The sequence below is a fragment of the Collinsella sp. TM05-38 genome (genome assembly GCF_003466445.1).
GTDB lineage: Bacteria > Actinomycetota > Coriobacteriia > Coriobacteriales > Coriobacteriaceae > Collinsella.
Window position 1 is genome coordinate 1 of the sequence record NZ_QSPM01000001.1, and the last position, 22,079, is coordinate 22,079.

The window sequence follows — 22,079 nt, forward strand, 5'->3', positions numbered from 1 at the left end:
CATTTCAAATGGTTCGATGTCTGCCCGGATGCGACACTGAAGTTAGTGTCCATCCTCGCAGTATCCGGTTCTCAAGGTGCACGCTTAGCGGCTGATCCGGTTCGACCGGGCCGCGCGGCAAGGAGATATATTGCCAGACCGGAGGGGCCCCGCGGGCGGGAATCAGGGCGTACACATTTCCTACACATCTTGTGATCCGACTAACGTTTGCCAGCCGTTAACTACCGCTCGCCGAGCATCTCTTTATATAAGGCAGTCTCATGGTTAAAGCGGATACGTCCCCCTAGCTAAAGCACAGCCAGCATCGAGCAACTCATCACGTTCTTCCACCGAGAACCCCTCGGCGTAGACGCGCACCACTGGTTCGGTCCCGCTAGGACGGACCAGCAGCCACGTGTCATCCTCAAATGACAGACGCAAGCCGTCCATATGACTAACGTTTTGCGGCACCTTGCCACAAATCGACTTGGGGTTTACGCCCGGCAGCAGGGTTCGTAACGTTTCGGCATCTTCGGCCTCAAGGCGCAAATCGCGTCGACCGTAACTCGTCTTACCAAAACTGTCCTCGAGTTGGTCGACCAGAACGCCCAAAGGCGCGTTCGTCTTTGCCATAAGCTCGCACAGAATCAGACAGGCGAGGATTCCATCGCGCTCGGGCATATGCGCGGCGATGCCGATACCACCGGCTTCTTCGCCGCCTATGAGGACGCCGCCCTTCTTCATCTCGGCCGCTATATATTTGAAACCGACTGGTTTGACGGTCACGCGGCAGCCAAGCGCCTCGGCAATGCGACGCACGAGCGTCGAGCATGAGAGATTGACGACGACGCGCCCCTCCAAATTACGAAATTGAACCAAGTCGCCCAAAACGAGCGCCATGATCTGATGCGGATGTATATATCTGCCGCGCTCGTCAACCGCGCCGATACGGTCGGCGTCGCCGTCGGTCACCAGGCCAGCGCAAGCTCCGTCCTCGATAACCGTGCGCTCGCAAGCGTCCACCCACGGCTCAACGGGGTCGGGGCAGATATCTTCTTGGTCAGGTGCCTGCCCGGCATGAATCTCGTGCACCTCAACGCCAAGCTCGCGCAGCAAGTCAGCTAGATAGCCCTGGGCTGCACCGCCCATGGGATCAACCACCACGCGCAGGTGCGCGGCGCGGATGGCTTCGGCATCGACAAACGATGCCACCGCCTGCATATAGTCAGGAATGATATCCGCGGTGCGATATTGCCCCTCGATCCCCATTGGCTCGGGAGCCATGGTCTCTTCGAGCTCTTCGATGACATCCTGGTTGGCGGTCGAGCCGTCACCCATGCGAATCTTGAGGCACAGATAGCCCTGCGGATGATGGGACCCCGTCACCATGAGCGCGCCGCACGCCTCACCGTCATACGCCGCCGCCCACGTAAGGGCGGGGGTCGGAACAGGCCGAGATGCGAGCACTGCGTCCAATCCGTGAGCGGCAAGCACGCCTGCCGCAAGCTCAGCAAACTCGCGCGCCTGCGGCCGGGTGTCGAACCCTATATATACTGTTTTGCCGGGATTGATCTTTTGCCACAACTCGCCGACGGCATCGGCAATGCGGGCAACGTTGTCGACGGTAAAGTCGTCGTCGACGCGGGCGCGCCAACCGTCAGTTCCAAAATGAATTATCGCGCACACGCGCAGACACCTCACAGTGTTTGGATCATGGTACGCATGAGGTATACCCGCAGCACGCACTCGGCAACCTGTCGGCACCAGCATTCACCATTTGGGCAAATGCTGCCGAGGACATGCAAGCAATAAAAAAACCGCCCCGTATGGAGCGGTTTTGCCCTTTATATATCGAGCGCCTCGGCCATCGCTGCCGTAGTGATTGCCGTGGTTCCACAGCAACTGCCCACCATTGCGGCACCGGCATGTCTCCATTCGATGCATGCGCGCGCGAAAGCTTCTGGGTTCTCGTGCCATACGGGGCCATCCTGAGTCTGGACCGGATCGCCCACGTTGGGACGCACCGTGACGGGAGTAGTCGCCGATGCAACCATCCTGGGCACCGCCGCGTTCGCGGCCGCAAGCGAACAGCAATTAACACCAACCGAGTTTGCGCCGTGTTTTTCGGCGTACAAAACGGCCGCCTCGATGTTGAGGCCATCGCCCAACAGGTCACCTTTATCGTCAACGACAAAACTCACCAGGACAGGCATGCTGTCGGCGGCATCTCGGGCGCCGGCAAGCATGGGCTGCAAATTACGGATAGACGTCACCGTCTCGATCAGCAGACCGTCAACACCACAATTGAGCAAGGCGTGCGCCTGTTCGCGCGCAATGCCTCGGATTTCACGATACTCGACAGAGTCTTCGGCAAACCACTCGATACCGATCGGGCCCATCGAGCCCAGCAGCAGCTGAGGGTGCGCCTGGCGGGCATCGTCGACGGCCCCGCGATTGACCTCCGCCACGGACGGCGCAATCTGATCGTGCTTGAGGGCATAGCTTGATGCCTGAAAGGTGTTGGTAATGAGCACCTGCGCGCCGGCGGCGACATACAAGCGATGAATACGAGAAACGGTCTGCGGCTCTGCCAGATTCCAAAACGCCGGTGGAATGTCGGCGGCATCGTACTCACTCAACAGAACACTGCCCATGGGGCCCTGCGCCAACAAGGTCTCGCTCGACAAGCGGCGCGTAAGTTCCTCGGCACCAAAGCGGTTGTAATAACTCGTATCCATATATATCCCGCTATTCCTCGACGCTGATTCCCTGCTTTTCGAGATAGGCGAGCCAGCGGTTCATCGTGTCCTCGGAAAGCGCATGCTCCATCATGCAGGCCTCGGAATCGGCTCGCTCAAATTCGACACCGAGCTCCTGAACCAAAAACGTGCGGATGAGGCGATGACGGTACCAGATAGCCGTACCAACCTCGCGGCCGCGATCGGTCAGGACTACCTTGCCGTAGTGCGATTGCTCGACAAGTTCGGATGCTTTGAGCGCCGAAACCGCTTTATTGACCGATGCCTTGGAGACGCCAAGGCGCTGCGCGATGTCGACCGATCGCACGCCGTTGGTTTCCCCCTCTTCGCTTTCAATGCGAACCATGCACTCCAAGTAGTCTTCGTTCGCCACCGTCAGATGTAGTTCGCGCGAGCTATTTGTCGTATCCATGATCTTCCGTCCCTTCTGCATTCATTGGCTGATTCTACCCCATCCAAGCGTCGCGGTATGCCGTGGCATACCGTGCTAGAGTTCTTGTTGCACACGACGACCAAGATTGGAGCGGTCTTTATGGAAAACACCACCACGAACCCCGATGTCCTCGAGCGCTTTTTGCGCTACGTCCAGATCAACACGCAGTCCGAGGATGCAAACTGCGACCAGGTACCCTCGAGCGCCGTTCAGTTTGACCTTGCCAACGTGCTGGCTGAAGAGCTGCGCGAGCTTGGTGCGGAAGATGCCCACGTGACCGAGCACGCCTATGTCTGCGCACATATCCCCGCAAGTGTGGGCGCTGAGAACAAGCCTGCCCTGGGCCTGATCGCCCATCTCGACACCACCGAAGTTGCACCGGGCGCCGGCGTGAAGCCGCACATCGTGCACTACGAAGGCGGCGACCTGGTCTGCGGCACGGTTGACGGTAAGCCCGTTGCCATGAGTACCGCCAAGCTTCCCGCCCTGAACGACCTCGCGGGTGAGGACCTGGCCTGCAGCGATGGCACCACGCTGCTGGGCGCGGACGACAAGGCAGGTGTCGCCGAGATCATGTCGCTTGTCGCGCGTATCGCTCAGGACCCTTCTCTGCCCCATCCCGCACTCGGCATTTGCTTCTGCCCTGACGAGGAGATCGGCCACGGAGCCGAGCTGTTGGATATCGATACCTTTGGCTGCAAGTACGCCTACACGGTCGACGGTGGCCCCATCGGCGAGCTGGAGTGGGAGTGCTTTAACGCCGCTGAGGCGACCGTCCGCTTTGAGGGCCAGTCCATCCACCCGGGCGACGCCAAAGGCCGTATGGTCAACGCAGGCAATCTGTTCTGCGACTTCAACGCGTTGCTCCCCTACGTGCAGCGCCCGGAGTATACGGAAGGCTACGAGGGCTTTTATCACCTTGAGGGTGTATCTGCAACCGTCGATCACGCCACAGCGCGCTATATCGTCCGCGACCATGACGCCGCCAAGTTCCAGCAGAAACTCGACCTTATTGATGCCGCCGCCTCGATGCTCAACCAGCGCCTGGGTGAGGAGCGCGTGACGGTCGAGATTCAGCAGCAGTATCGAAATATGGCCGAGATCGTTCGTGACTATCCCGAGCTTATTGATGTTGCCAAGGAAGCCTACCTTGCCTGCGGCGTTGAGCCCCAAGTGCTGCCGATTCGCGGCGGCACCGACGGCGCGCAGCTGTCGTTCCGCGGTCTGCCCTGCCCCAACCTTTCCACCGGCGGCTATTGCTACCACGGCGTCAACGAGTTTGTCCCGGTCAGTTCGCTCGTCAAGATGACCGACGTCCTGCAGGAGCTCGTCGCCCGTTTCGCATAAGCCTGGCTGCATAAGCCCAAAAGACGAACCACCCCGTCCTCTACAGAGAACGGGGCGGTTTTTGATACAAGGGGAGTAGTCAACATCGCAGGTTGAGCCAACGTCAGCGAGCGACGTCCAAGGCGAACAAGTTGGCATGAAAAAGGCAGGGCATTGACCTTCTGGTCATGCCCTGCCTTTTGAATGACAAATTGTCGCCTTGGGCGGCGCGCAGCGTCGAGCCGTTACGGCGTTTGGTAAAACGCCGTAACTTAGTAGTTGGCTTCGTAGCCGTTACCGTCGCCGGTGGGCTCTTCGTAGTAGTCCGAATCGCTCGAATCGCTTGAGTCATCGGAATTGTCAGAGCTGACCGATGAGGTTGCGGTACCGTTTGCGTAGTCGTCAGACGTATTGTTGTTCAGGTCGCCAATCGTAGAGCTGGAACCGTCGGAAAGACCCATGGTGTTGGGACCCTTGGGATCCTTGCCGGCATCGACACGCTCCATCATTTCCTTGAGCTCGTCCTCGTAGACAAAGACGTAGCTCACACCGTCGATCATGGTGCTGTCGTCGGCGTACGAGGGCAGGTTGGCCGAGTAGATACCGTCGACATCCATACCGCGCATGGCGTTGACCGTAGACACGATATCCTGAACGCTCATATCGGTTACGAGCATATCGGACAGCGAATTAACCAGGCCAAAGATCTTCGTGGCATCGAAGTTATTGAGAATCTGGTTGGCAAGGGCGCCAAGCACCTGACGCTGGTGGCGCATGCGCGTGTAATCGCCGTCGGCATAGATGTAGCGGCAGCGGGCATAGGTAAGGGCGGTAGCTCCGTCCATATGCTGCTGACCAGCGGTAATCTTAATATCCAGGTGCTCGGGGTCGTCAACATCATCGGTTGCGTTAATGTCGATACCGCCAACCGAATCAATCAGCGCCTGCATACCGTCGAAGCTGACCTCGGCATAGTGGGAAATCTGAACACCGCACAGCTCGTTGACCGCCTCGACCATGGCTTCGGCGCCGCCAACGGTATGGCAGGCGTTGATCTTCATGGTCTCGCCCTTGTACACGACCCTGGTATCGCGCGGAACGGAAATGAGCGTCGCCTGCTTTTGCGTGGGGTCGATGCGTGCCAAGATAATCGAGTCGGCACGATACGTATCCTCGCCCGGACGGCCGTCGGTGCCAAGAAGCAGCACGTAGAACGGATCCTTTGCCTCATCGGTGTCAACCAGAACCCGACGCAGATTGTCGGTAATGACATTAGAATCGCCGAGCTTGCCCATAATGGTGGCAAACCACAGGCCGGCAGCGGTAGTGGCACTCAGCAGCACGCCAAGCACGACAATGAGCGCGACGTGACGAATCGTGTGGCTACGACGGCGCTGGCGGGCGCGCTCGGAATAGCGAGCGACGTTGTCGCGGCTGTAGATCTTGGCCTGCGCACCAGTCGAGGGTCTTCGGGTGTTATCCGCCAGGGGCTTCTTGTTAAACATAGGCAACCTGCATTAGTAGATGACGGGATCGGGGACGGTGGCATGTTCGACATGCGCGCCAAGCGCCTGCAGCTTTTCGACAAACTGCTCGTAGCCACGTTTGATGTGATGGATGGCAGAGACCTCGGTGACGCCGTCGGCGATAAGACCGGCAACCACAAGCGCCGCGCCGCCACGAAGGTCGGGCGAGGTGACCTGTGCACCCGAGAAGCCCTTGACGCCATGAATCATGGCATGATGGCTCTCGATACGAATGTCGGCACCCATGCGCACCAGCTCAGAGGCAAACATAAAGCGATTCTCGAAGATGTTCTCGGTAATAACGGAACTGCCATCGGCGAGGGCGGAGAGCACCATAATTTGTGCCTGCATGTCGGTCGGGAAGCCGGGGAACGGAAGCGTCTGGATGTCGACCGGCTTGATGCGCTCGGCGCGATTCACGTGAACGCCGTCGTCAGTACGCTCGCAATCGATGCCCATGAGCTCCATCTTCTTGAGCACCATGCCCAGATGGATGGGGCAAAAACCCGTGACGTCGACACCGCGATCGTCAGCCATCAGCGCACCGGCGACGATAAAGGTACCGGCCTCGATGCGGTCGCCCACCACGCGATGGGTAACGGGATGGAGCTCTTCCACGCCCTCGATGGTCACGACAGGCGTACCGGCGCCGACAATCTTGGCGCCCATTTCGTTGAGCATGTTGGCGAGATCGACGATCTCGGGCTCGCGGGCGGCATTGTCGATAACCGTGGTGCCCTGTGCGCGCACAGAGGCCATGATGAGGTTCTCGGTCGCACCGACACTGGCAAACTCGAGCGTGACGGTGGTGCCGCGCAGGCCCTGAGGCGCGCTGGCGTTGATGTAGCCGTGGGCGGTATCAAACTCTACGCCCAGGGCCTCAAGACCCAGAATGTGCATATCGATCTTGCGAGCACCCAGGTTGCAGCCGCCCGGCATGGCGATCTTGGCGCGATGGAAGCGACCCAGCAGGGGTCCCATGACGGCGGTGGAAGCACGCATCTTGGCAACGAGCTCGTAGGGGGCCTCCCAAGAATCGGCCTGAGAGGTATCGATCTCGAGCGTGTGCTCGTCGAGAACATCGATCGTAGCGCCCATGCCCTTGAGCACCTTGCCCATCACGTGGACATCGGAAATATCGGGCACGTTCTGCAGCGTCGTCTTGCCCGGCGCCAGAAGCGTTGCCGCCATGAGTTTGAGCGCGGAGTTCTTGGCACCCGAAACGGGCACGGAGCCTCCGATGGCATGGCCACCCTCAACGCGGATAATATCCAAGGTCTACCCTTTCAAAAAGCATGCCCGGGGTGGCTGGGCCATCCCGGGCATGATGTGTTCGCAAATGGTCGAACGTTAAATCGTTTGACTATTGGGCAAGCTTGAGCTTACACCATGCGATTTCATTATAGAGGTAGGCGCGGCGTGCATCATCCTCCGACAAATTACCCAGCTTCTCTTCAAAACCTTGAATATCAGCTTTAAGCTTGTCGGCATCGACGGTCGCCAGATCGCAAGCGCGCTCGGCGAGAACGGTCACGACATCGTCCGCAACCTGGGCATAGCCGCCGGCCACGGCAAACGTGTGGTCGACAGTGTCCATGGCCTTATCGGAAACGCGAACGTAACCGCGGTCGATCGTGCAGATCTCGCTGGAGTGAGCAGGCAGAACGCCAAACTCGCCATCCGTGGACGGAATCGACACAAACGCAGCGTCGCCCTCATAGGCGCAGCTCACGGGGCACACGATGCGGATACGCATAACCTACTTCTCCCCCATCTTGCGGGCGCGCTCGCGCACGTCCTCAATCGTGGAAGCATAGCGGAAAGCCTGCTCGGGCAGGTCATCGGCCTTGCCGTCGACAATCTCGGCGAAGGAGCGGACGGTATCCTCGACGCGGACGTAGACACCGGGGTTGCCGGTGAACTTCTCAGCGACGTGGAAGGACTGCGAGAGGAACTGCTGAATCTTACGAGCGCGGTTGACCGTAAGGCGCTGCTCCTCGGACAGCTCGTCCATACCCAGAATGGCGATGATGTCCTGAAGGTCGGAGTACTCCTGCAGGAGCTCCTGGACCTTGACGGCGACACGGTAGTGCTCCTCGCCGACGATCGAGGGATCGAGAGCGTCGGAGGAAGACGCGAGCGGGTCGATAGCCGGGAACAGGCCGAGCGACGAAATGCTACGCGAAAGAACCGTGGTGGCGTCGAGGTGCGTAAACGTCGTGGCAGGCGCCGGGTCGGTCAGGTCGTCTGCGGGGACGTAGACAGCCTGGACGGAGGTAATGGAGCCCGTCTTGGTCGAGGTAATGCGCTCCTGGAGGTCGCCCATCTCGGTTGCCAGCGTGGGCTGGTAACCAACGGCGGACGGCATACGGCCCAGCAGTGCGGAAACCTCGGAACCTGCCTGGGAGAAGCGGAAGATGTTGTCGATGAACAGCAGGACGTCCTGGCCACGATCACGGAAATACTCAGCGGTGGTAAGGCCGGCCAGACCGATGCGAAGACGCGCTCCGGGCGGCTCGTTCATCTGACCATAGACCAAGCAGGTCTTGTCGATAACGCCAGACTCGCTCATCTCGAGGAACAGGTCGGTGCCCTCGCGGGTACGCTCGCCGACGCCGGTGAACACCGAGGTGCCGCCGTGCTCCTGGGCGAGGTTGTTGATGAGCTCCTGAATCAGAACGGTCTTGCCGACGCCGGCGCCGCCGAACAGGCCCGTCTTGCCGCCACGGATGTAGGGCTCAAGCAGGTCGACGGCCTTGATGCCGGTCTCGAAGATCTCGGTCTTGGTGGTGAGCTCGTCAAAGCGGGGCGCTGCATGGTGGATGGGGTAGAACTCCTCCACCTCGGGCATGGGCTTGCCGTCGACGGGCTTGCCCATGACGTTCCAAATGCGGCCGAGCGTCTTGGGACCAACGGGCATCTTCATGGGCTCACCGGTATCGGTGGCGATGAGGCCGCGCTGCAGGCCGTCGGTCGAGGACATGGCGACCGTGCGGACGACGCCGCCCGGAAGCTGACTCTCGACCTCGAGGATCGTGCTCAGATGACCGATCGGGGTCTCGGCCTCGACCGTGAGCGCGTTGTAGATCGGGGGCACCGCGCCGTCAAACTTGACGTCGACGACAGGGCCGATGATACGCACGATGCGACCATCACCGGCAGTCGTCTTCTTGGTGGCTTCCTCGACCGCAAGCTTTACGGTGTTATTAGCCATTACTGTTCCTCCAATGCTGAGGCTCCGCCGACGATCTCGTTAATCTCGGTCGTGATCGAAGCCTGGCGCACGCGACTATACGTGCGGGTAAGGGTCGAGATGATCGCGGTGGCGTTTTCCGTCGCGGAGTGCATGGCCTTGCGGCGTGCACCCTGCTCGGCAGCCGCCGAATCGATCAGGGCCTGGTAGATGACCGTCAGGATATACGACGGTACAAGCTTGCCGAGAACATGCTCGGGAGAGGGCACGAACTCGAACGTGGACGAGATGCGCTTAGGGGCGTCGGTCTCGTTCTTACGCGGACCGTGGGCCATAGCGATCATCTCGGGGTCGAGCGGCAACAGATGCTCGACGCGAAGCTCCTGATCCACGCGGTTCTTTGCGTGGTGGTAGACAAGCTCGACACGGTCAAGCTCACCGGCACGATACGCATCGCAGATATGAGAGGAGATCATGCGGGCCTGATTGAAATCGGGCTCAGAGGAGTTGCCCTCAAAGTGCATGATGACGTTTGCGCGGTCGCGAAAATACGTGGCCGGCTTGCGCCCGCACGCGATGATCTCGCACTCGATGCCGTCGTTCGCCCAAGAAGCGGCGAGCTTTTCGGCCGTACGCTCCACTGTCGTATTGAAACCGCCGGCAAGGCCGCGATCCGAGGCAATGACGACAATCAGGCCATGCTTGACGCTCTCATGCTTCTGCAGCATGGGATCGGTGCCCGAACAGGAGGCGTCGCCGGCGACCGTCAACATGACGTCGGTCAGCGCCTCCTTATAGGGCTCGGCCTGCTTGGAGCGATCGAGGGCACGACGGATCTTGGCCGTAGAGACCATCTCCATCGTGCGCGTGATCTGCTTGGTCGTGGTAACCGAGGAGATTCGCTTCTTAATGTCGCGAAGGTTGGCCATAGGGCTTAGTTCTCCTCTGATCCAGAAACATCCGAATGGTGCTTGGCCATGAACTGCTGCTTAAAGTCGCCGATGACGCGCAAGAGCTCAGCCTTGGTGTCATCATCGATCTTCTTGGCGCGAACCTTGTCGAGCAGTAAGCCAAAGCCATTGTCCATGTACTCGATGAGCTCGGCACGGAAAGGCAGCACGTCGGCGATCTCCAGGTCGTCCAGGAAGCCCTCGTTGCCAGCGAACAGCGCAACGATCTGCTCGCCAACCTCAAATGGTTTATAACGCGGCTGCTTCAGGAGCTCGGTCATGCGGGCACCATGGGTCAGCTGCTTCTGAGTAGCCTCGTCAAGGTCGGAGCCGAACTGCGTAAAGCCGGCGAGCTCCTGATACGAAGCGAGGTCCAGACGGAGGTTGCCGGCGACCTGCTTCATGGCCTTGGTCTGCGCGTCGCCACCAACGCGGGACACGGAAATGCCCACGTCGACTGCCGGGCGCTGACCCTGGAAGAAGAGCTCGGACTGCAGGTAGATCTGACCATCGGTAATGGAAATGACGTTGGTCGGAATGTAGGCCGAGACATCGCCGTCCTGGGTCTCGATGATCGGCAGGGCCGTCATGGAGCCGTAACCGTTCTTCTTGGACATCTTGACGGCACGCTCGAGCAGACGAGAGTGCAGGTAGAAGATGTCGCCAGGATAGGCCTCGCGTCCGGGCGGACGATGCAGCGTCAGCGACATCTGACGGTAGGCCACAGCCTGCTTGGACAGGTCGTCGTAGATGACGAGCACGTGACCGCCGGGGTTGGTCTCGTTGGCGGGCTTACCATCCTCGCCGTTGTACATAAAGAATTCGCCGATAGCGGCACCGGCCATAGGCGCGATGTACTGCATAGGGGCGGAATCGGCAGCGGTGGCCGAAACGATGATGGTGTAGTCGAGCGCACCGTGCTGAGCGAGGGTCTCGCGGATGTTGGCAACCGTGGAGGCCTTCTGGCCGATGGCGACATAGATGCAGACCATGCCCTTGCCGCTCTGATTGAGGATAGCGTCGATGGCAATGGCGGTCTTACCGGTCTTTCGGTCGCCGATGATGAGCTCACGCTGACCACGGCCGATAGGCACCATGGAGTCGATAGCCAACAGGCCGGTCTGAACCGGCTCGCACACCGGGGTACGGTCGATGACACCGGGGGCCTTGAACTCGATGGGACGACGGTGCGTGGCGACGATGTCACCCAGGCCATCGATGGGCTGGCCGAGCGGATTGACGACGCGGCCAAGCATAGCACGGCTCACAGGGATATCCATAATGCGGCCAGTGGTGCGGCACTCGTCGCCTTCCTTGATGGAGTCGACGGCACCAAACAGAACGGCGCCGACCTCGTCACGGTCAAGGTTTTGGGCAAGGCCGAAGACGGTCTCACCGGTATCGGAGCTCTTGAACTCCAGAAGCTCGCCTGCCATGGCGCTCTTGAGGCCGGAGACGCGCGCGATGCCGTCGCCTACCTCGTCGACCGTTGAAACCTCATGCGTATCGACCGTCGCGGAGAGACTCGTGAGCTGCTCCTGCAGTTTCTTGGCGATATCCTGGGCATTGAGGGTTTCGGACATTAGGCTTCACCTCCGTACGAATTAGCAGAGTTTGCGAGGGTCTCCTGCGCGATGCGCAGCTGCGTCTTGACGGAAATGTCACGACGCTCGCCGCGGGCCTCGAGCACCAGGCCGCCCACGATAGACGGGTCGACCTGCTCGATAAGGAATACCTTGCGGCCGAAGTCCTGCTCGCATTTCTTAGTGATGGTTTGACGCAGCTCGTCGTCGAGCGGGATCGCCGTGGTGACGGTCACGCCCACTACATCCTCGTCTTCCTCGGCAACATACTTAAAGGCAGCTGCCACCTTGGGAAGAAGGTCGAGCTGGTCGCGCTTGGACATGGTGTCGAGCACGGCGATGATCTCGGGGCTGGCAGAAGCCAAGCGCTCGATCATCTCGAGGTCCTCGAACACATGGTTCTCGGCCTTGGCGGCTTCCAGAAGGGAGCGCGCATAGGTCTCGAGCACCTTGTCCTGATAGCGGCTAGTCGGCATTCAGGCTACCTGCTTCCTGGATGTAGCGCTCGATGAGCTTCTTCTGCTCGGCCTCGTCCTCGAGTGCCTCGCCCACGATCTTGGTGGCGACGGCAACGGACAGGTCGGCGATGGAGCTCGCGGCACCGGCGTAGATGGACTTGCGCTCGTCCTCGACAGTCGTATGGGCCTTGGCGATGATCTCCTCTGCCTCCTTGTGAGCAGCCTCGATGATACGGGCGCGCTCGGACTCGGCGTCCTTACGGGCCTCGAGAACGATGTCGGCAGCCTGACGACGGGCGTCGGTGACGATCGAGTCGGACTCAGCGCGCTTGGCGATAGCCTCCTGCTTGGTCTTCTCGGCCTCGTCGAGGCTCTCCTCGATCTTCTTGCCGCGCTCCTCCATGGTTTTCATGATGCCCGGCAGGGCGACCTTGGCCAGCACGATCCAGATAATCAGGAAGGCGATAAGCGCCGGGATGAACTCCGCCATCTTAGGGATGAGGATGTCCGCACCGGCAGCGCCGTCCTCGGCGAACGCGGAAACCGGCATGAGCAGCGCGGCCGCGGACGCGGAGAGTGCGATCGCGCTCTTCTGGGATGAAAGATTCATACTTGACGCTCCGTGCTATTTAACGATCAGCGCGACAACGAAGCCGATCAGAGCCAGAGCCTCGCCGAAGGCGGAGCCCATGATGAAGACGGTGAACACGCGGCCCTGGACCTCAGGCTGACGGGCCATAGCACCCGTAGCACCCAGAGCAGACAGGCCGATAGCAAGACCAGCGCCGATAACACCGAGACCGTAACCGATAACTCCCACGATTCCTCCTTTGTCGTGCGTGTCTTATTTCACGCAGGATAACCTTTTTATAACTGCCGGGCTCCATGGGTACGGGCACCGGCGGTTTAACGAATTGCCTTACCTTTAAGACGCGAACGGAAGACTACTCCTCCTCCGCGACCTCCTCTGCCTCAGAGACATACACGGCGGTAAGGACTGTGAAGACGTAAGCCTGGATGGCGCCGACCACAAGCTCGATCGCATAGATCAGGATGAGGATAGCAAGCCAGGCCAGCGAAGGCAGGGCACCGACGGCGTGGGCCGCGGAAACCTGCTGAAGCAGCGGCTGCATGAACATGCTCGCCATGATGGCGAACGAGCCCATGACCACGTGTCCTGCGAACATGTTGCAGAACAGACGGACGGCGAGTGTGATGAGGCGCAGGAAGGTCGAGAAAAGCTCGACGACCCACACAAGCACGTTCATCGGGAAGCTCACGCCCTGCGGGGCGAGGCTCTTGATGTAGCCGATCACACCGTGAGCCTTGCATCCGTAGTAGATGAAGTACGCGAAGGCGAAGATGGCGAGCGCGGCGGTGGAGCCGATTGCGCCGGTGCCGGGCTTCATTCCCGGGATCAGGCCGATCATGTTATTGATCAGGATGAACAGGAAAAGCGAGCACAGGAACGGGAAGTGCTTCTTCCAGTTCTCACCCACGACGCCCTTGCCGATATCGTTCTCGACGTACTCGATGATGTACTCGAAACCGTTGACGAAGAAGCCCTTGGGAACCAGGGTCTGCTTCTTCTTGAACACGGCTAGGACGATCAGGAGCACGATCGTGGAGACGATCAGCCAAAACGAGTACTGCGTGATGCCGCAGCTCAGATCGCCCACGACGGGGGTGGAGCTGAACTCGCTAACCAGATGATTAATCTCATCAGGCAGCTTTTCAAAAATTTCCACGACTTACCTTTCGACCTCATGAGGATCTCGCAGCGCCTTGGCGACGCGAACCGTGCAGGCGGCCATAAAGGCCACGAAGCCGATCGCCTCGCCCAGGAGGAACATGCGAAATGCCTCTCCGAACAACACAAACACAACCAAGGTAAAGACGAGCAGGGCGATTGCCGAGACCGCCAGACTCACCATGCCCTTGAGCATGTCCGCATTCTGCTTATCGTCAAGAACCGGCTTGAGCGTAAAAACAAAGGGAAGAAAGGCGACCGCGCCCGCGATGACGCCTGCAACGATAGCGAGCAGATCGGCTATCTGAAACACTGGCGTCCTCACTTTCCTTCTTTAACGCTTCCCAGAACAGTTCCCGCCAAACATTGGTGACTATTTTACGAGCCAATCGCTAAAGTACAACCGAAAAAGCATCGGTTAATACTCACCTGTTCGTTTTCTTAAGACCTTCTTTATGTCGCAGGTAGGTAATACGTTTTTCTCGAACCCCTCTGGGCTAAACGTCCGTTAACAGGAGTGCGCGTGGACGTCTTTTGCTCGCCCGCGCGCACCATTTCTTCGTATTTGTGACCGTAGCCGATAAGGCCCGACGACTAGAGCGTGCCGTAGATGCGGTCGCCGGCGTCGCCCAGGCCGGGAACGATGTAGGCTGCCTCGTTGAGATGATCGTCGATGGCGCACGTATAAATATGTACGCCGGAGTCCTTTTCGGTCAGCGACTTGAGACCCTCGGGCGCGGCGACGATGCACAGCATGCGGATGTCCTTGACACCGCGCTCGCGCAGGTAGCTGATGGCCATCTCGGCCGAACCGCCCGTGGCGAGCATGGGGTCGACGACCAGGCAGGTGCGCTGGTCGATATCCTTGGGCATCTTGCAGTAATACTCGTGCGGCTCGTGGGTAACCTCGTCGCGCTCCATGCCGATGTGGCCCACGCGAGCGGAGGGCACCAGGTCGAGGATGCCGTCGACCATGCCAAGGCCCGCACGCAGGATGGGCACGATGGCGAGTTTCTTGCCGGCGAGTTGTTTGAACGTGGCGGTAGTGATGGGGGTCTCGACCTCGACGTCTTCCATAGGCAGGTCGCGCATGGCCTCGTAGCCGTCAAAAAGCGCGAGTTCGCGCACGAGCTGGCGGAACTGGTTGGTGCCGGTGTTTTTGTCGCGCAGGATCGACAGCTTGTGCTGGACGAGCGGGTGATCGACAAGCGTCACACGGGACGCGTCGTAGGTGACGGTCATGGGTTGATTGCCCCTTTCGTTGCGGCCGCAAAACGGCCTTGCTGACAAGGCGCGCAGCAATGTTGCCGCCGAACGCCAAGCATTAGTTTAGCGGTTTATTGTATCGAGCAGCCCATCGCAGCCCTACTGTGCGGTACTGAGCGAGCGCTTGACTGCATCACGCCAGCCCGCAAGGTTTTGCTCGCGGCGCTCGGCAGACATGTGGGGAAGGAAGGTCCTAACGATCTGGGCATTTTGCTCCAGCTCTTCTAGGTCTTCCCAATAGCCGACGGCAAGACCCGCCAAGTACGCGGCACCGATTGCCGTGGTCTCCACCGTCTCGCATTGCAGCACGGGGATATCCAGCAGGTCGGCCTGGAATTGCATGATGAACTCGTTGCGCGAGGCACCGCCATCGACAGACAGGCGCTCGATCGAAAGCCCCACGTCCTGCTCCATGGCGCGCAGCACGTCGTAGCTCTGATATGCCATGGATTCGCAGGCGGCACGTACGATGGTCGCACGGCTCGAGGCGCCGGTCAGACCGCACACGATACCGCGAGCATGCGGGTCCCACCAGGGAGCACCCAAACCCGCAAAGGCGGGAACGAAGTAGCAGCCCTCGTTGTCGTTAATCGAAGCGGCGAGTTGTGCCGACTCGCTCACGCTCGAGATGATGCCCATGTTGTTGCGAAGCCAGTTCATGGTGGAGCCGGCAGCGAAGATGGAGCCCTCGAGTGCATAGCTGATCTTCCCGTTCGCAGCGATACCGATGGTGGAGACCAGGCCGTTCTTGGATTCGACGATCTCGTCGCCGGTGTTCATGAGCATAAAGCAACCCGTGCCATAGGTGTTTTTGGTCTGGCCGGGACGGAAACAGCAGTGACCGAACAGCGACGCCTGCTGGTCGCCCGCCACGCCCATGATGGGCGGCGTGTTGGTCATGATGTCGCTCGCGACGCGGCCGTAGTCGCCCGAGCTCCAGCGAACCTCGGGCATCATGGAACGTGGAACGTCAAAGAGCGCCAGCAGGTCGTCGTCCCAATCGAGCGTATGGATATTAAAGAGCGCCGTGCGGCTGGCATTGGTGTAGTCGGTGGCAAAGACCTGGCCGCCGGTGAGGTTGTAGATGAGCCAGGTGTCGATGGTGCCAAACATGAGGTCGCCCGCCGCCGCGCTCTCGCGTGCGCCGTCGACGTTGTCGAGAATCCACTGCACCTTGGAGGCCGAGAAATACGGGTCGAGCGTGAGTCCCGTGCGGGAGCGCACCAACTCCTCGCAACCCTGTTCAACCAACGCGTCGATTGCCGGCGCGGTACGGCGGCACTGCCATACGATGGCGTTATAGATCGGCTGACCGCTCACGCGGTCCCAGACCACCGTGGTCTCGCGCTGGTTGGAGATGCCGATGGCGGCAATGCGGTCGGAGTGGATACCGCTCTTAAACTGGACTTCCATCATGACGGCGATTTGACTGGCGAGGACCGCCATGGGGTCTTGCTCTACCCAACCGGGACGCGGAAAACTGGTTTTGACGCTGCGACGCGCCTGCGCGACGATGCATCCGTACTCGTCGACGATGGTCGCAAGTACCGAGGTGGTGCCGCAGTCGAGCGCCATGATGTAGGAACCGCCAAAGTTAAACGAGGCATCTTCCATGCCCAGGCTGCCCAGATTCAACGACATCGCTTACACCTTTCTATTGCATCGGGTCGGACAGGACCCGTTCGATCTCTGATGCGGGAAGTGCGCCTTGGCGCAGGATCTGGAGCCCGCCGTGCTGGAACGACACGATGGTCGAGACGTCGCGACACGGGGTCTCACCGGCGTCGACGGCAACATCGACCCCCTCCAGGATGCGACCCTCGACGGCGGCAAAGCTTGCCGGCGAGGGCGCGCCGTGCGTATTGGCGCTCGTGCAGGCAAGGGGACTGCCGCAGGCGCGGATGAGCGCCTGGACCACGGGAGAGGCCGAAGCGCGCAGGGCCACGGTGTCGTCGGCAGCGCGCATAAAGGTCGGCACGCAGGGGGCTGCCTTAATCACGATAGTCAGGGCTCCCGGCCAGCATCGTCGCGCGAGTACGCGGGCATCTTCCGGGATATCCACGCCATAGCGGTCGAGCGCTTCGACGCCATCGACCAGCCAAGCGACGGTTTGCGTGAGTTCACGTTGCTTGAGAGTGAAGATGCGGCGGTAGCCGGTACCGAGCGCAGGGACCGCGGCGCCATTGACGGTGGCTTGCGGGTCGCATGACCACGACGGGAACTCGCTTGTATCTTGGGGGACGGCATCGGAGAAGGCTTTAACTGCCACGGCGACACCGTAGACGGTCTCGGTCGGGATCAAAGCCAGGCCGCCGCGGCCGAGCACCTCGGCCGTGCGCTCGACGGCAAGCCGATGCGGCTCGCGCGTTCCCTCGTATACCCGATAGACCGTCTGCATGTGTATGCCAGCCCCTTACGCTCTGGTGCAAGTTTGTTTACTGTGGGGCATTCTCGCACGAAACGTTCAACCTATTTGCCCAGAGCGCATGTTGGTTTGGTGAGCGGCTCTAGTAGTCGGTGAAAGTGAGGGGGTTATTGGACTGCGACGAACTTCTTTGGCCTGCCGGCGTGGCGTTCTTGGGCGGCGTAGCGCTCGATGCTGTCTATCGTTATCATCCGACGGCCGTCGACGAGTTCAACATCGAGCTTTCCGGCTTTGACCAGCGCGGTAATCCGCGGAGCGGAGACTTTGAGGTCCAGCGCTGCGTCTTTAAATGTTCGGCACGCCGCTTCCCGAGCGTCCTCGTGGTCGATTTCGACTGAAAGGGCCACGACCTCGGCCGAGCGTTCGTACCCTGCCGGAGTCAAACCGTTGTTGAGGTCGTCGGCCAAAAACGCCATCAGTGCCTCGGTGGCATGGGCAATCGCTTCTTCGCGCGTATCGCCATCGGCAAAGGCGCCGGGAATCTGCGGGAAGCTGGCGCAGTAACCGTCGTCTTCTTTTATGAGAACGCAGTCATAGGTAAATCGCTGCCTCATTTTGCCTCCAACTACCATCCAGCTTGGCGACGAATACTTGCCCACGTGCCCTTCTTTGGTCGATCGCCACCAGAGCCGTTCACGGTGACAACACGGTCACCAGAAACATACTTAGCATGACTACCGACTTGCGCGACCTTCACGAATCCATCGTGCTTGAGTAGGGCAATGATTTCCCGAAAGGTAGGAGGTTGCATGGGCCGACCTCTTTCAGCCGTCCTAATTATAAACTAATTTATAATTTTTGCTAACCAGTTAATAAATATTACTGGCGCTGTTTGGGCTCGGTGACGATGGCTCGGACGATGCGGGGGCGATCGGTGAGGTCGTGGACGATGCGCACGTCCGACAGGCCCGCTTGGCGGCAGAGCTCGGCCGCAGCGTCGAGCGCGCCCTCGTAGAGCTCGCAGGCAAAGAGGCCGCCGGCGCGCAACATGTAGGGCGCCGCGTTGAGCAGGCGGCGGAAGATATCGAGGCCGTCGGCGCCACCCTCGAGCGCCAGATCGGGCTCAAAGTCCTTGACCTCGTGCGGCAGCGAGCGCATGACATCGGTGGGGATGTAGGGCGGGTTGGAGACGAGTACGTCAAAGGTGCCCCACTCTTCACGGGGAATGGAGCTCACCAGGTTTGTGAGGCTGAAGGCGACCTCATCTGCCGTGAGCCCGAGCGCATCGCGGTTTTTGGTGGCCAGATCGATGGCGCGCAGCTCGATATCGGTAGCGGTGCAGGTAACGTGGCCGCGTCGCTCCCAGGCAAGCGAGAGCGAGATGCAGCCCGTGCCGCAGCCGACCTCGAGAACGCGGGCGATGCGGGGCTCGGTTGGAGCAGGCGCAGCGGCATCCTGAGCTGAAGCCATCTTCTGATCGGCACCCTCGATGGCGATGCCGTATTCGTCGAGCTCGGGCTCGGCGGCTTTTGCGGCTTCGGCTTCTGCTGCCTGCGCGGCGGCTTCCTCGGCCTCGCGATCGGCTAGTTCCTCGGCATAGGCGCGACTGCCCAGCACGTCGCCACCCAGCGCCGCCTCGTCGGCGGCCGTCAGGTTGGCAGCACGGCGCTCGGCGGTCGCGCGTTCGTCGGCCAGCGCCGCTTCGGCTTTGCGGGCCTGCTCGACCTCATCGTTCCAAGGCAGCTCAACACGCTGACGGGCAGCGGCCTCGGGGCTCAGCACCTCGGCATCCAGATAATTGAGGACTTCCTCGACGAGCATCTCGGTTTCGGGGCGCGGAATGAGCACACCGGGAGCGCACGCGACGTCAATCATGCGAAACTGCGTGCTGCCGGTGATGTACTGCAGCGGCTCGCCCTTGGCGCGACGAACGACGGCCGCGTGCATGGTCTCGAGCTGGGCCGCGTTGAGCGTCTCGTCCATGCGCATATATAAGTCGATGCGCGCCAGACCCGTAGCTGCGCACAGCAGCCACTCGGCAGAAAGACGGGGATGCTCCTCGCCGCGCTCGGCCAGGTACTCCTTGGTCCACTCGAGACAACGCTTGATGGTCCAGATCTCGTTTGCCATGGGGCCCTCCCCTCTTAAGCGCCGGGCGGCGCGCGAATGTCGGAGCAGATTGTACGCGAGGCCAGCGCTTGGCAAGGGACGATTGAAGGCGATTATCGAGAATCAGCCCAGAATTTTGCACCGGGCTCGCTCAAAGTGTTCATTCGCCGACGTCTAGATTTGCATCCGTCAAGTTTTTGACAAGGTTGCCCCAAAACTGACCAATATCTAACCAAAAACTTGCCACATCGCTTGACGCGCGACGCGTCAAAAATCGCCCCGCGACTTCTTGGACGATTTTTCGAGCAATATTTTCGATAGCGGACTTATGCCGTCAATTACCTTAAGCAGGTAAGCAGCTCAAATGCCATAACAGCCGACTGAATAAAATATCAAGGCAATGTCACCAATGACTCCCTACGGATCATTTGACAACCAAGGAAACGCCAATGTTTTGGCAATGTCAGCGAGCGACGTCCAGAGCGAACAAGTTGGCATGAAAAAGGCAAGGCATAGACCTTCTGGTCATGCCTTGCCTTTTGAATGACAAATTGTCGCCCTGGGCGGCGCGCAGCGTCGGCTGGTCCGCCGTTCGGTAGAACGGCGGAACCTACACAGCTTGTGCCAGCTTCTCGGCTCGCTCGGCGGCGGCGAGCGCCTCGATGACGGTGCCGAGCTGATCGCCCAGAAGGACGCCGTTGTAGGTGGAGTTGAAACCGATGCGGTGATCGGTCACGCGGTCCTGGGGCTGGTTGTAGGTACGGATCTTCTCGGAACGGTTGCCGTGGCCGATCTGGCTCTGGCGCTCGGCACCGAGCTCTGCCTGCTGTTTCTCGAGCTCCATCTCGTACAGACGGGCACGTAGCATCTGCATGCAGACCTCGCGGTTCTGGATCTGGGAACGCTGCTCCTGCGACTGCACCACGGTGTTGGTGGGCAGGTGGGTGATGCGCACGGCGGAGTAGGTAGTGTTAACGCACTGACCGCCAGGGCCGGAGGCGCAGTAGGTGTCGATGCGCAGGTCGGACTGGTTGATCTGAACGTCGATCTCCTCGGCCTCGGGAAGCACGGCGACGGTCGCCGTGGAGGTCTGGATACGGCCCTGGGACTCGGTCTTGGGAACGCGCTGGACGCGGTGCACGCCGGACTCGAACTTCATGACGGAGTAGACGCGGTCGCCCTCGACCTTGAACTCGATGGACTTAAAGCCGCCGGCCTCGCTAGGGCTGGAGTCGAGCACGGTGGTCTTCCAGCCGCGCGACTCGCAGAAGCGCTGGTACATCTTGTACAGGTCGCCGGCGAAGATGGCGGCCTCGTCGCCACCGGCGGCGGAGCGGATCTCGACGATGGTGTTCTTGTCGTCGTTGGGGTCACTCGGGATGAGCATGTACTTGATGTCTTCCTCGAGCTGGGGAAGCTTCTCCTCATTCTCGGAGATGTCCATCTGGAGCATCTCCTTCTCGTCCGCGTCGGTCGTGTCGCGGAGCATTTCCTTGGCAGCCTCGATGTCATCGAGCGCACCGATGTACTCGCGCGAGGCGGCGATGAGGTCGGACTGGTGCGCATACTCCTTGTTGAGACGCGTGAACTCCTTGATGTCGGAGGCGACGGCCGGGTCGGAAAGCTTCTTCTCGAGCTCCTCGTAGGCCTTAATGATCTTTTCGAGCTTGTCGCGCATGGCGGGACTCCTTTATGTGCGTGAAGGCGAAAATCGGCAGAGTTGATGGGGCGCGCGGCGCCACTGCGGGGGTAAGCCCAGCTAGAACATGTCGATCTTCAGATACATGCGCATCCCTTCGCGTATGAGGTACATAGTTGCGGTCTAACCCATACATGATAGCGTGCGCAGGCATACCTGCATATAACCCGCACGGAATGCGACAAAGGGTCAGTCTCTTTCCTTGAATACAACTTCATCCGAATGCCTCCCGCATTCATCCGCACATATACGGATAAATTTGGGAATCCGATACCCTGAGGGCCGGATCGGCCGGCCCCGGGAGATCGGAGGACGCCATGTCCGGAAAGGGCGGGAAGGGCGCCGCGAGGGCGGTCCCGAGGACCCACGGCAGGCTCAACCGGGTACGAGCGGGACACGGTCCAGAGGATGCTGAAGCGCAGGGTTCGCTCGGCCACTTCCTCGAGAGGTTCAAGGGCGTATCGACCCGCAGGCTCCACAGCTGCCTGATGTGGTTCAGATGGCTGCGCGAGGCCGCACGCGTCGGGGACAGGACGTCGCTCATGCGCGAGCAGCTCGACGACGGGCGCTACGAAAAGATCCGGAAGAAGATGATGGAGCCGGAGTACGAGTTCCATCTGGAGCCGGACGTGCAAACGGCGGGTTAACATAGCCTTTCACCAAAAAGGGCGAGCGGCCGCGCC

At 60.3% G+C, this 22,079-nt stretch carries 23 protein-coding genes; 2 read left to right on the forward strand and 21 right to left on the reverse strand.

All coding sequences use genetic code 11. The annotated features are described in order from the left end of the window. Positions 1 to 264: 264 nt before the first annotated feature. The 3 genes from DXD49_RS00005 to DXD49_RS00015 form a co-directional block, all read right to left on the reverse strand. A complete protein-coding gene (locus DXD49_RS00005; protein WP_117793857.1) occupies positions 265 to 1,665 on the reverse strand; it encodes a phosphoglucomutase/phosphomannomutase family protein in 1,401 nt (466 codons plus the stop codon). A gap of 158 nt (positions 1,666 to 1,823) precedes the next feature. Then, complete coding sequence (locus DXD49_RS00010) at positions 1,824 to 2,717, reverse strand: homocysteine S-methyltransferase family protein (RefSeq protein ID WP_117793858.1); 894 nt, start codon at positions 2,715 to 2,717, stop codon at positions 1,824 to 1,826. A gap of 10 nt (positions 2,718 to 2,727) precedes the next feature. Further along, positions 2,728 to 3,150 carry a metal-dependent transcriptional regulator gene (locus DXD49_RS00015; RefSeq protein WP_035138800.1) on the reverse strand — a complete coding sequence of 141 codons (423 nt, stop codon included), beginning with the start codon at positions 3,148 to 3,150 and terminating at the stop codon, positions 2,728 to 2,730. Positions 3,151 to 3,270: 120 nt separating this feature from the next. Here DXD49_RS00015 and pepT point away from each other — a divergent pair, with 120 nt between their 5' ends. Next, positions 3,271 to 4,518 carry a peptidase T gene (pepT, locus tag DXD49_RS00020; RefSeq protein WP_117793859.1) on the forward strand — a complete coding sequence of 416 codons (1,248 nt, stop codon included), beginning with the start codon at positions 3,271 to 3,273 and terminating at the stop codon, positions 4,516 to 4,518. Between the two features lie 251 nt (positions 4,519 to 4,769). On the opposite strand, the gene DXD49_RS00025 is transcribed toward pepT, so the two are convergent. The 18 genes from DXD49_RS00025 to prfA form a co-directional block, all read right to left on the reverse strand. Further along, a complete protein-coding gene (locus DXD49_RS00025) occupies positions 4,770 to 6,002 on the reverse strand; it encodes an LCP family protein (protein WP_117793860.1) in 1,233 nt (410 codons plus the stop codon). Between the two features lie 12 nt (positions 6,003 to 6,014). Then, entirely contained in the window at positions 6,015 to 7,298 is a 1,284-nt protein-coding gene (gene murA / locus DXD49_RS00030) for a UDP-N-acetylglucosamine 1-carboxyvinyltransferase (RefSeq protein WP_117734918.1), read from the reverse strand. An 88-nt stretch (positions 7,299 to 7,386) separates the two neighbouring features. Then, on the reverse strand, positions 7,387 to 7,779 hold the full coding sequence (gene atpC / locus DXD49_RS00035; RefSeq protein WP_117793861.1) for an ATP synthase F1 subunit epsilon: 393 nt from the start codon (positions 7,777 to 7,779) through the stop codon (positions 7,387 to 7,389). Between the two features lie 3 nt (positions 7,780 to 7,782). Then, the gene (atpD, locus tag DXD49_RS00040) at positions 7,783 to 9,237 is read right to left on the reverse strand and encodes a F0F1 ATP synthase subunit beta (RefSeq protein WP_006235717.1); all 1,455 of its coding nucleotides are present in this window, start codon (positions 9,235 to 9,237) and stop codon (positions 7,783 to 7,785) included. Then, the gene (atpG, locus tag DXD49_RS00045) at positions 9,237 to 10,145 is read right to left on the reverse strand and encodes an ATP synthase F1 subunit gamma (protein WP_117743860.1); all 909 of its coding nucleotides are present in this window, start codon (positions 10,143 to 10,145) and stop codon (positions 9,237 to 9,239) included. Before atpG ends, atpD begins: the two co-directional genes overlap by 1 nt. Positions 10,146 to 10,150: 5 nt before the next feature. Further along, entirely contained in the window at positions 10,151 to 11,749 is a 1,599-nt protein-coding gene (gene atpA, locus DXD49_RS00050) for a F0F1 ATP synthase subunit alpha (RefSeq protein WP_117734916.1), read from the reverse strand. Continuing rightward, positions 11,749 to 12,225, reverse strand: coding sequence for a FoF1 ATP synthase subunit delta (locus tag DXD49_RS00055; RefSeq protein ID WP_006235713.1), 477 nt, complete (start codon positions 12,223 to 12,225; stop codon positions 11,749 to 11,751). Before DXD49_RS00055 ends, atpA begins: the two co-directional genes overlap by 1 nt. Continuing rightward, the gene (gene atpF, locus DXD49_RS00060; protein ID WP_117635548.1) at positions 12,215 to 12,817 is read right to left on the reverse strand and encodes a F0F1 ATP synthase subunit B; all 603 of its coding nucleotides are present in this window, start codon (positions 12,815 to 12,817) and stop codon (positions 12,215 to 12,217) included. Before atpF ends, DXD49_RS00055 begins: the two co-directional genes overlap by 11 nt. 15 nt (positions 12,818 to 12,832) lie before the next feature. After that, positions 12,833 to 13,027: an ATP synthase subunit C gene (locus tag DXD49_RS00065; protein WP_022094262.1), complete on the reverse strand. Its 195-nt coding sequence runs from the start codon at positions 13,025 to 13,027 to the stop codon at positions 12,833 to 12,835. Positions 13,028 to 13,151: 124 nt separating this feature from the next. After that, positions 13,152 to 13,955, reverse strand: a complete 804-nt coding sequence (gene atpB, locus DXD49_RS00070; RefSeq protein ID WP_117793862.1) for a F0F1 ATP synthase subunit A — start codon at positions 13,953 to 13,955, stop codon at positions 13,152 to 13,154. A 3-nt stretch (positions 13,956 to 13,958) separates the two neighbouring features. Then, entirely contained in the window at positions 13,959 to 14,270 is a 312-nt protein-coding gene (locus tag DXD49_RS00075) for a hypothetical protein (RefSeq protein WP_117734915.1), read from the reverse strand. A gap of 281 nt (positions 14,271 to 14,551) precedes the next feature. After that, a complete protein-coding gene (upp, locus tag DXD49_RS00080) occupies positions 14,552 to 15,199 on the reverse strand; it encodes a uracil phosphoribosyltransferase (RefSeq protein ID WP_117734914.1) in 648 nt (215 codons plus the stop codon). Positions 15,200 to 15,322: 123 nt separating this feature from the next. Continuing rightward, positions 15,323 to 16,864 (reverse strand): glycerol kinase GlpK, encoded by a 1,542-nt coding sequence (glpK, locus tag DXD49_RS00085; protein WP_117793863.1) that lies wholly within the window; start codon positions 16,862 to 16,864, stop codon positions 15,323 to 15,325. Positions 16,865 to 16,877: 13 nt separating this feature from the next. After that, complete coding sequence (locus DXD49_RS00090; protein WP_117734912.1) at positions 16,878 to 17,621, reverse strand: L-threonylcarbamoyladenylate synthase; 744 nt, start codon at positions 17,619 to 17,621, stop codon at positions 16,878 to 16,880. 134 nt (positions 17,622 to 17,755) lie between these two features. Then, positions 17,756 to 18,247, reverse strand: a complete 492-nt coding sequence (locus DXD49_RS00095; RefSeq protein ID WP_128620077.1) for a type II toxin-antitoxin system HicB family antitoxin — start codon at positions 18,245 to 18,247, stop codon at positions 17,756 to 17,758. Further along, positions 18,214 to 18,399 (reverse strand): type II toxin-antitoxin system HicA family toxin, encoded by a 186-nt coding sequence (locus tag DXD49_RS10020; protein ID WP_089573106.1) that lies wholly within the window; start codon positions 18,397 to 18,399, stop codon positions 18,214 to 18,216. The genes DXD49_RS00095 and DXD49_RS10020 overlap by 34 nt, the downstream gene beginning before the upstream one ends. 68 nt (positions 18,400 to 18,467) lie before the next feature. Then, positions 18,468 to 19,718 (reverse strand): HemK/PrmC family methyltransferase, encoded by a 1,251-nt coding sequence (locus tag DXD49_RS00105; protein ID WP_117793864.1) that lies wholly within the window; start codon positions 19,716 to 19,718, stop codon positions 18,468 to 18,470. Positions 19,719 to 20,307: 589 nt separating this feature from the next. After that, positions 20,308 to 21,375, reverse strand: a complete 1,068-nt coding sequence (gene prfA / locus DXD49_RS00110; protein ID WP_006235697.1) for a peptide chain release factor 1 — start codon at positions 21,373 to 21,375, stop codon at positions 20,308 to 20,310. 338 nt (positions 21,376 to 21,713) lie between these two features. On the opposite strand from prfA, the gene DXD49_RS00115 reads away from it, so the two are divergent. Further along, the gene (locus DXD49_RS00115; RefSeq protein WP_117793865.1) at positions 21,714 to 22,043 is read left to right on the forward strand and encodes a hypothetical protein; all 330 of its coding nucleotides are present in this window, start codon (positions 21,714 to 21,716) and stop codon (positions 22,041 to 22,043) included. Positions 22,044 to 22,079 lie beyond the last annotated feature (36 nt).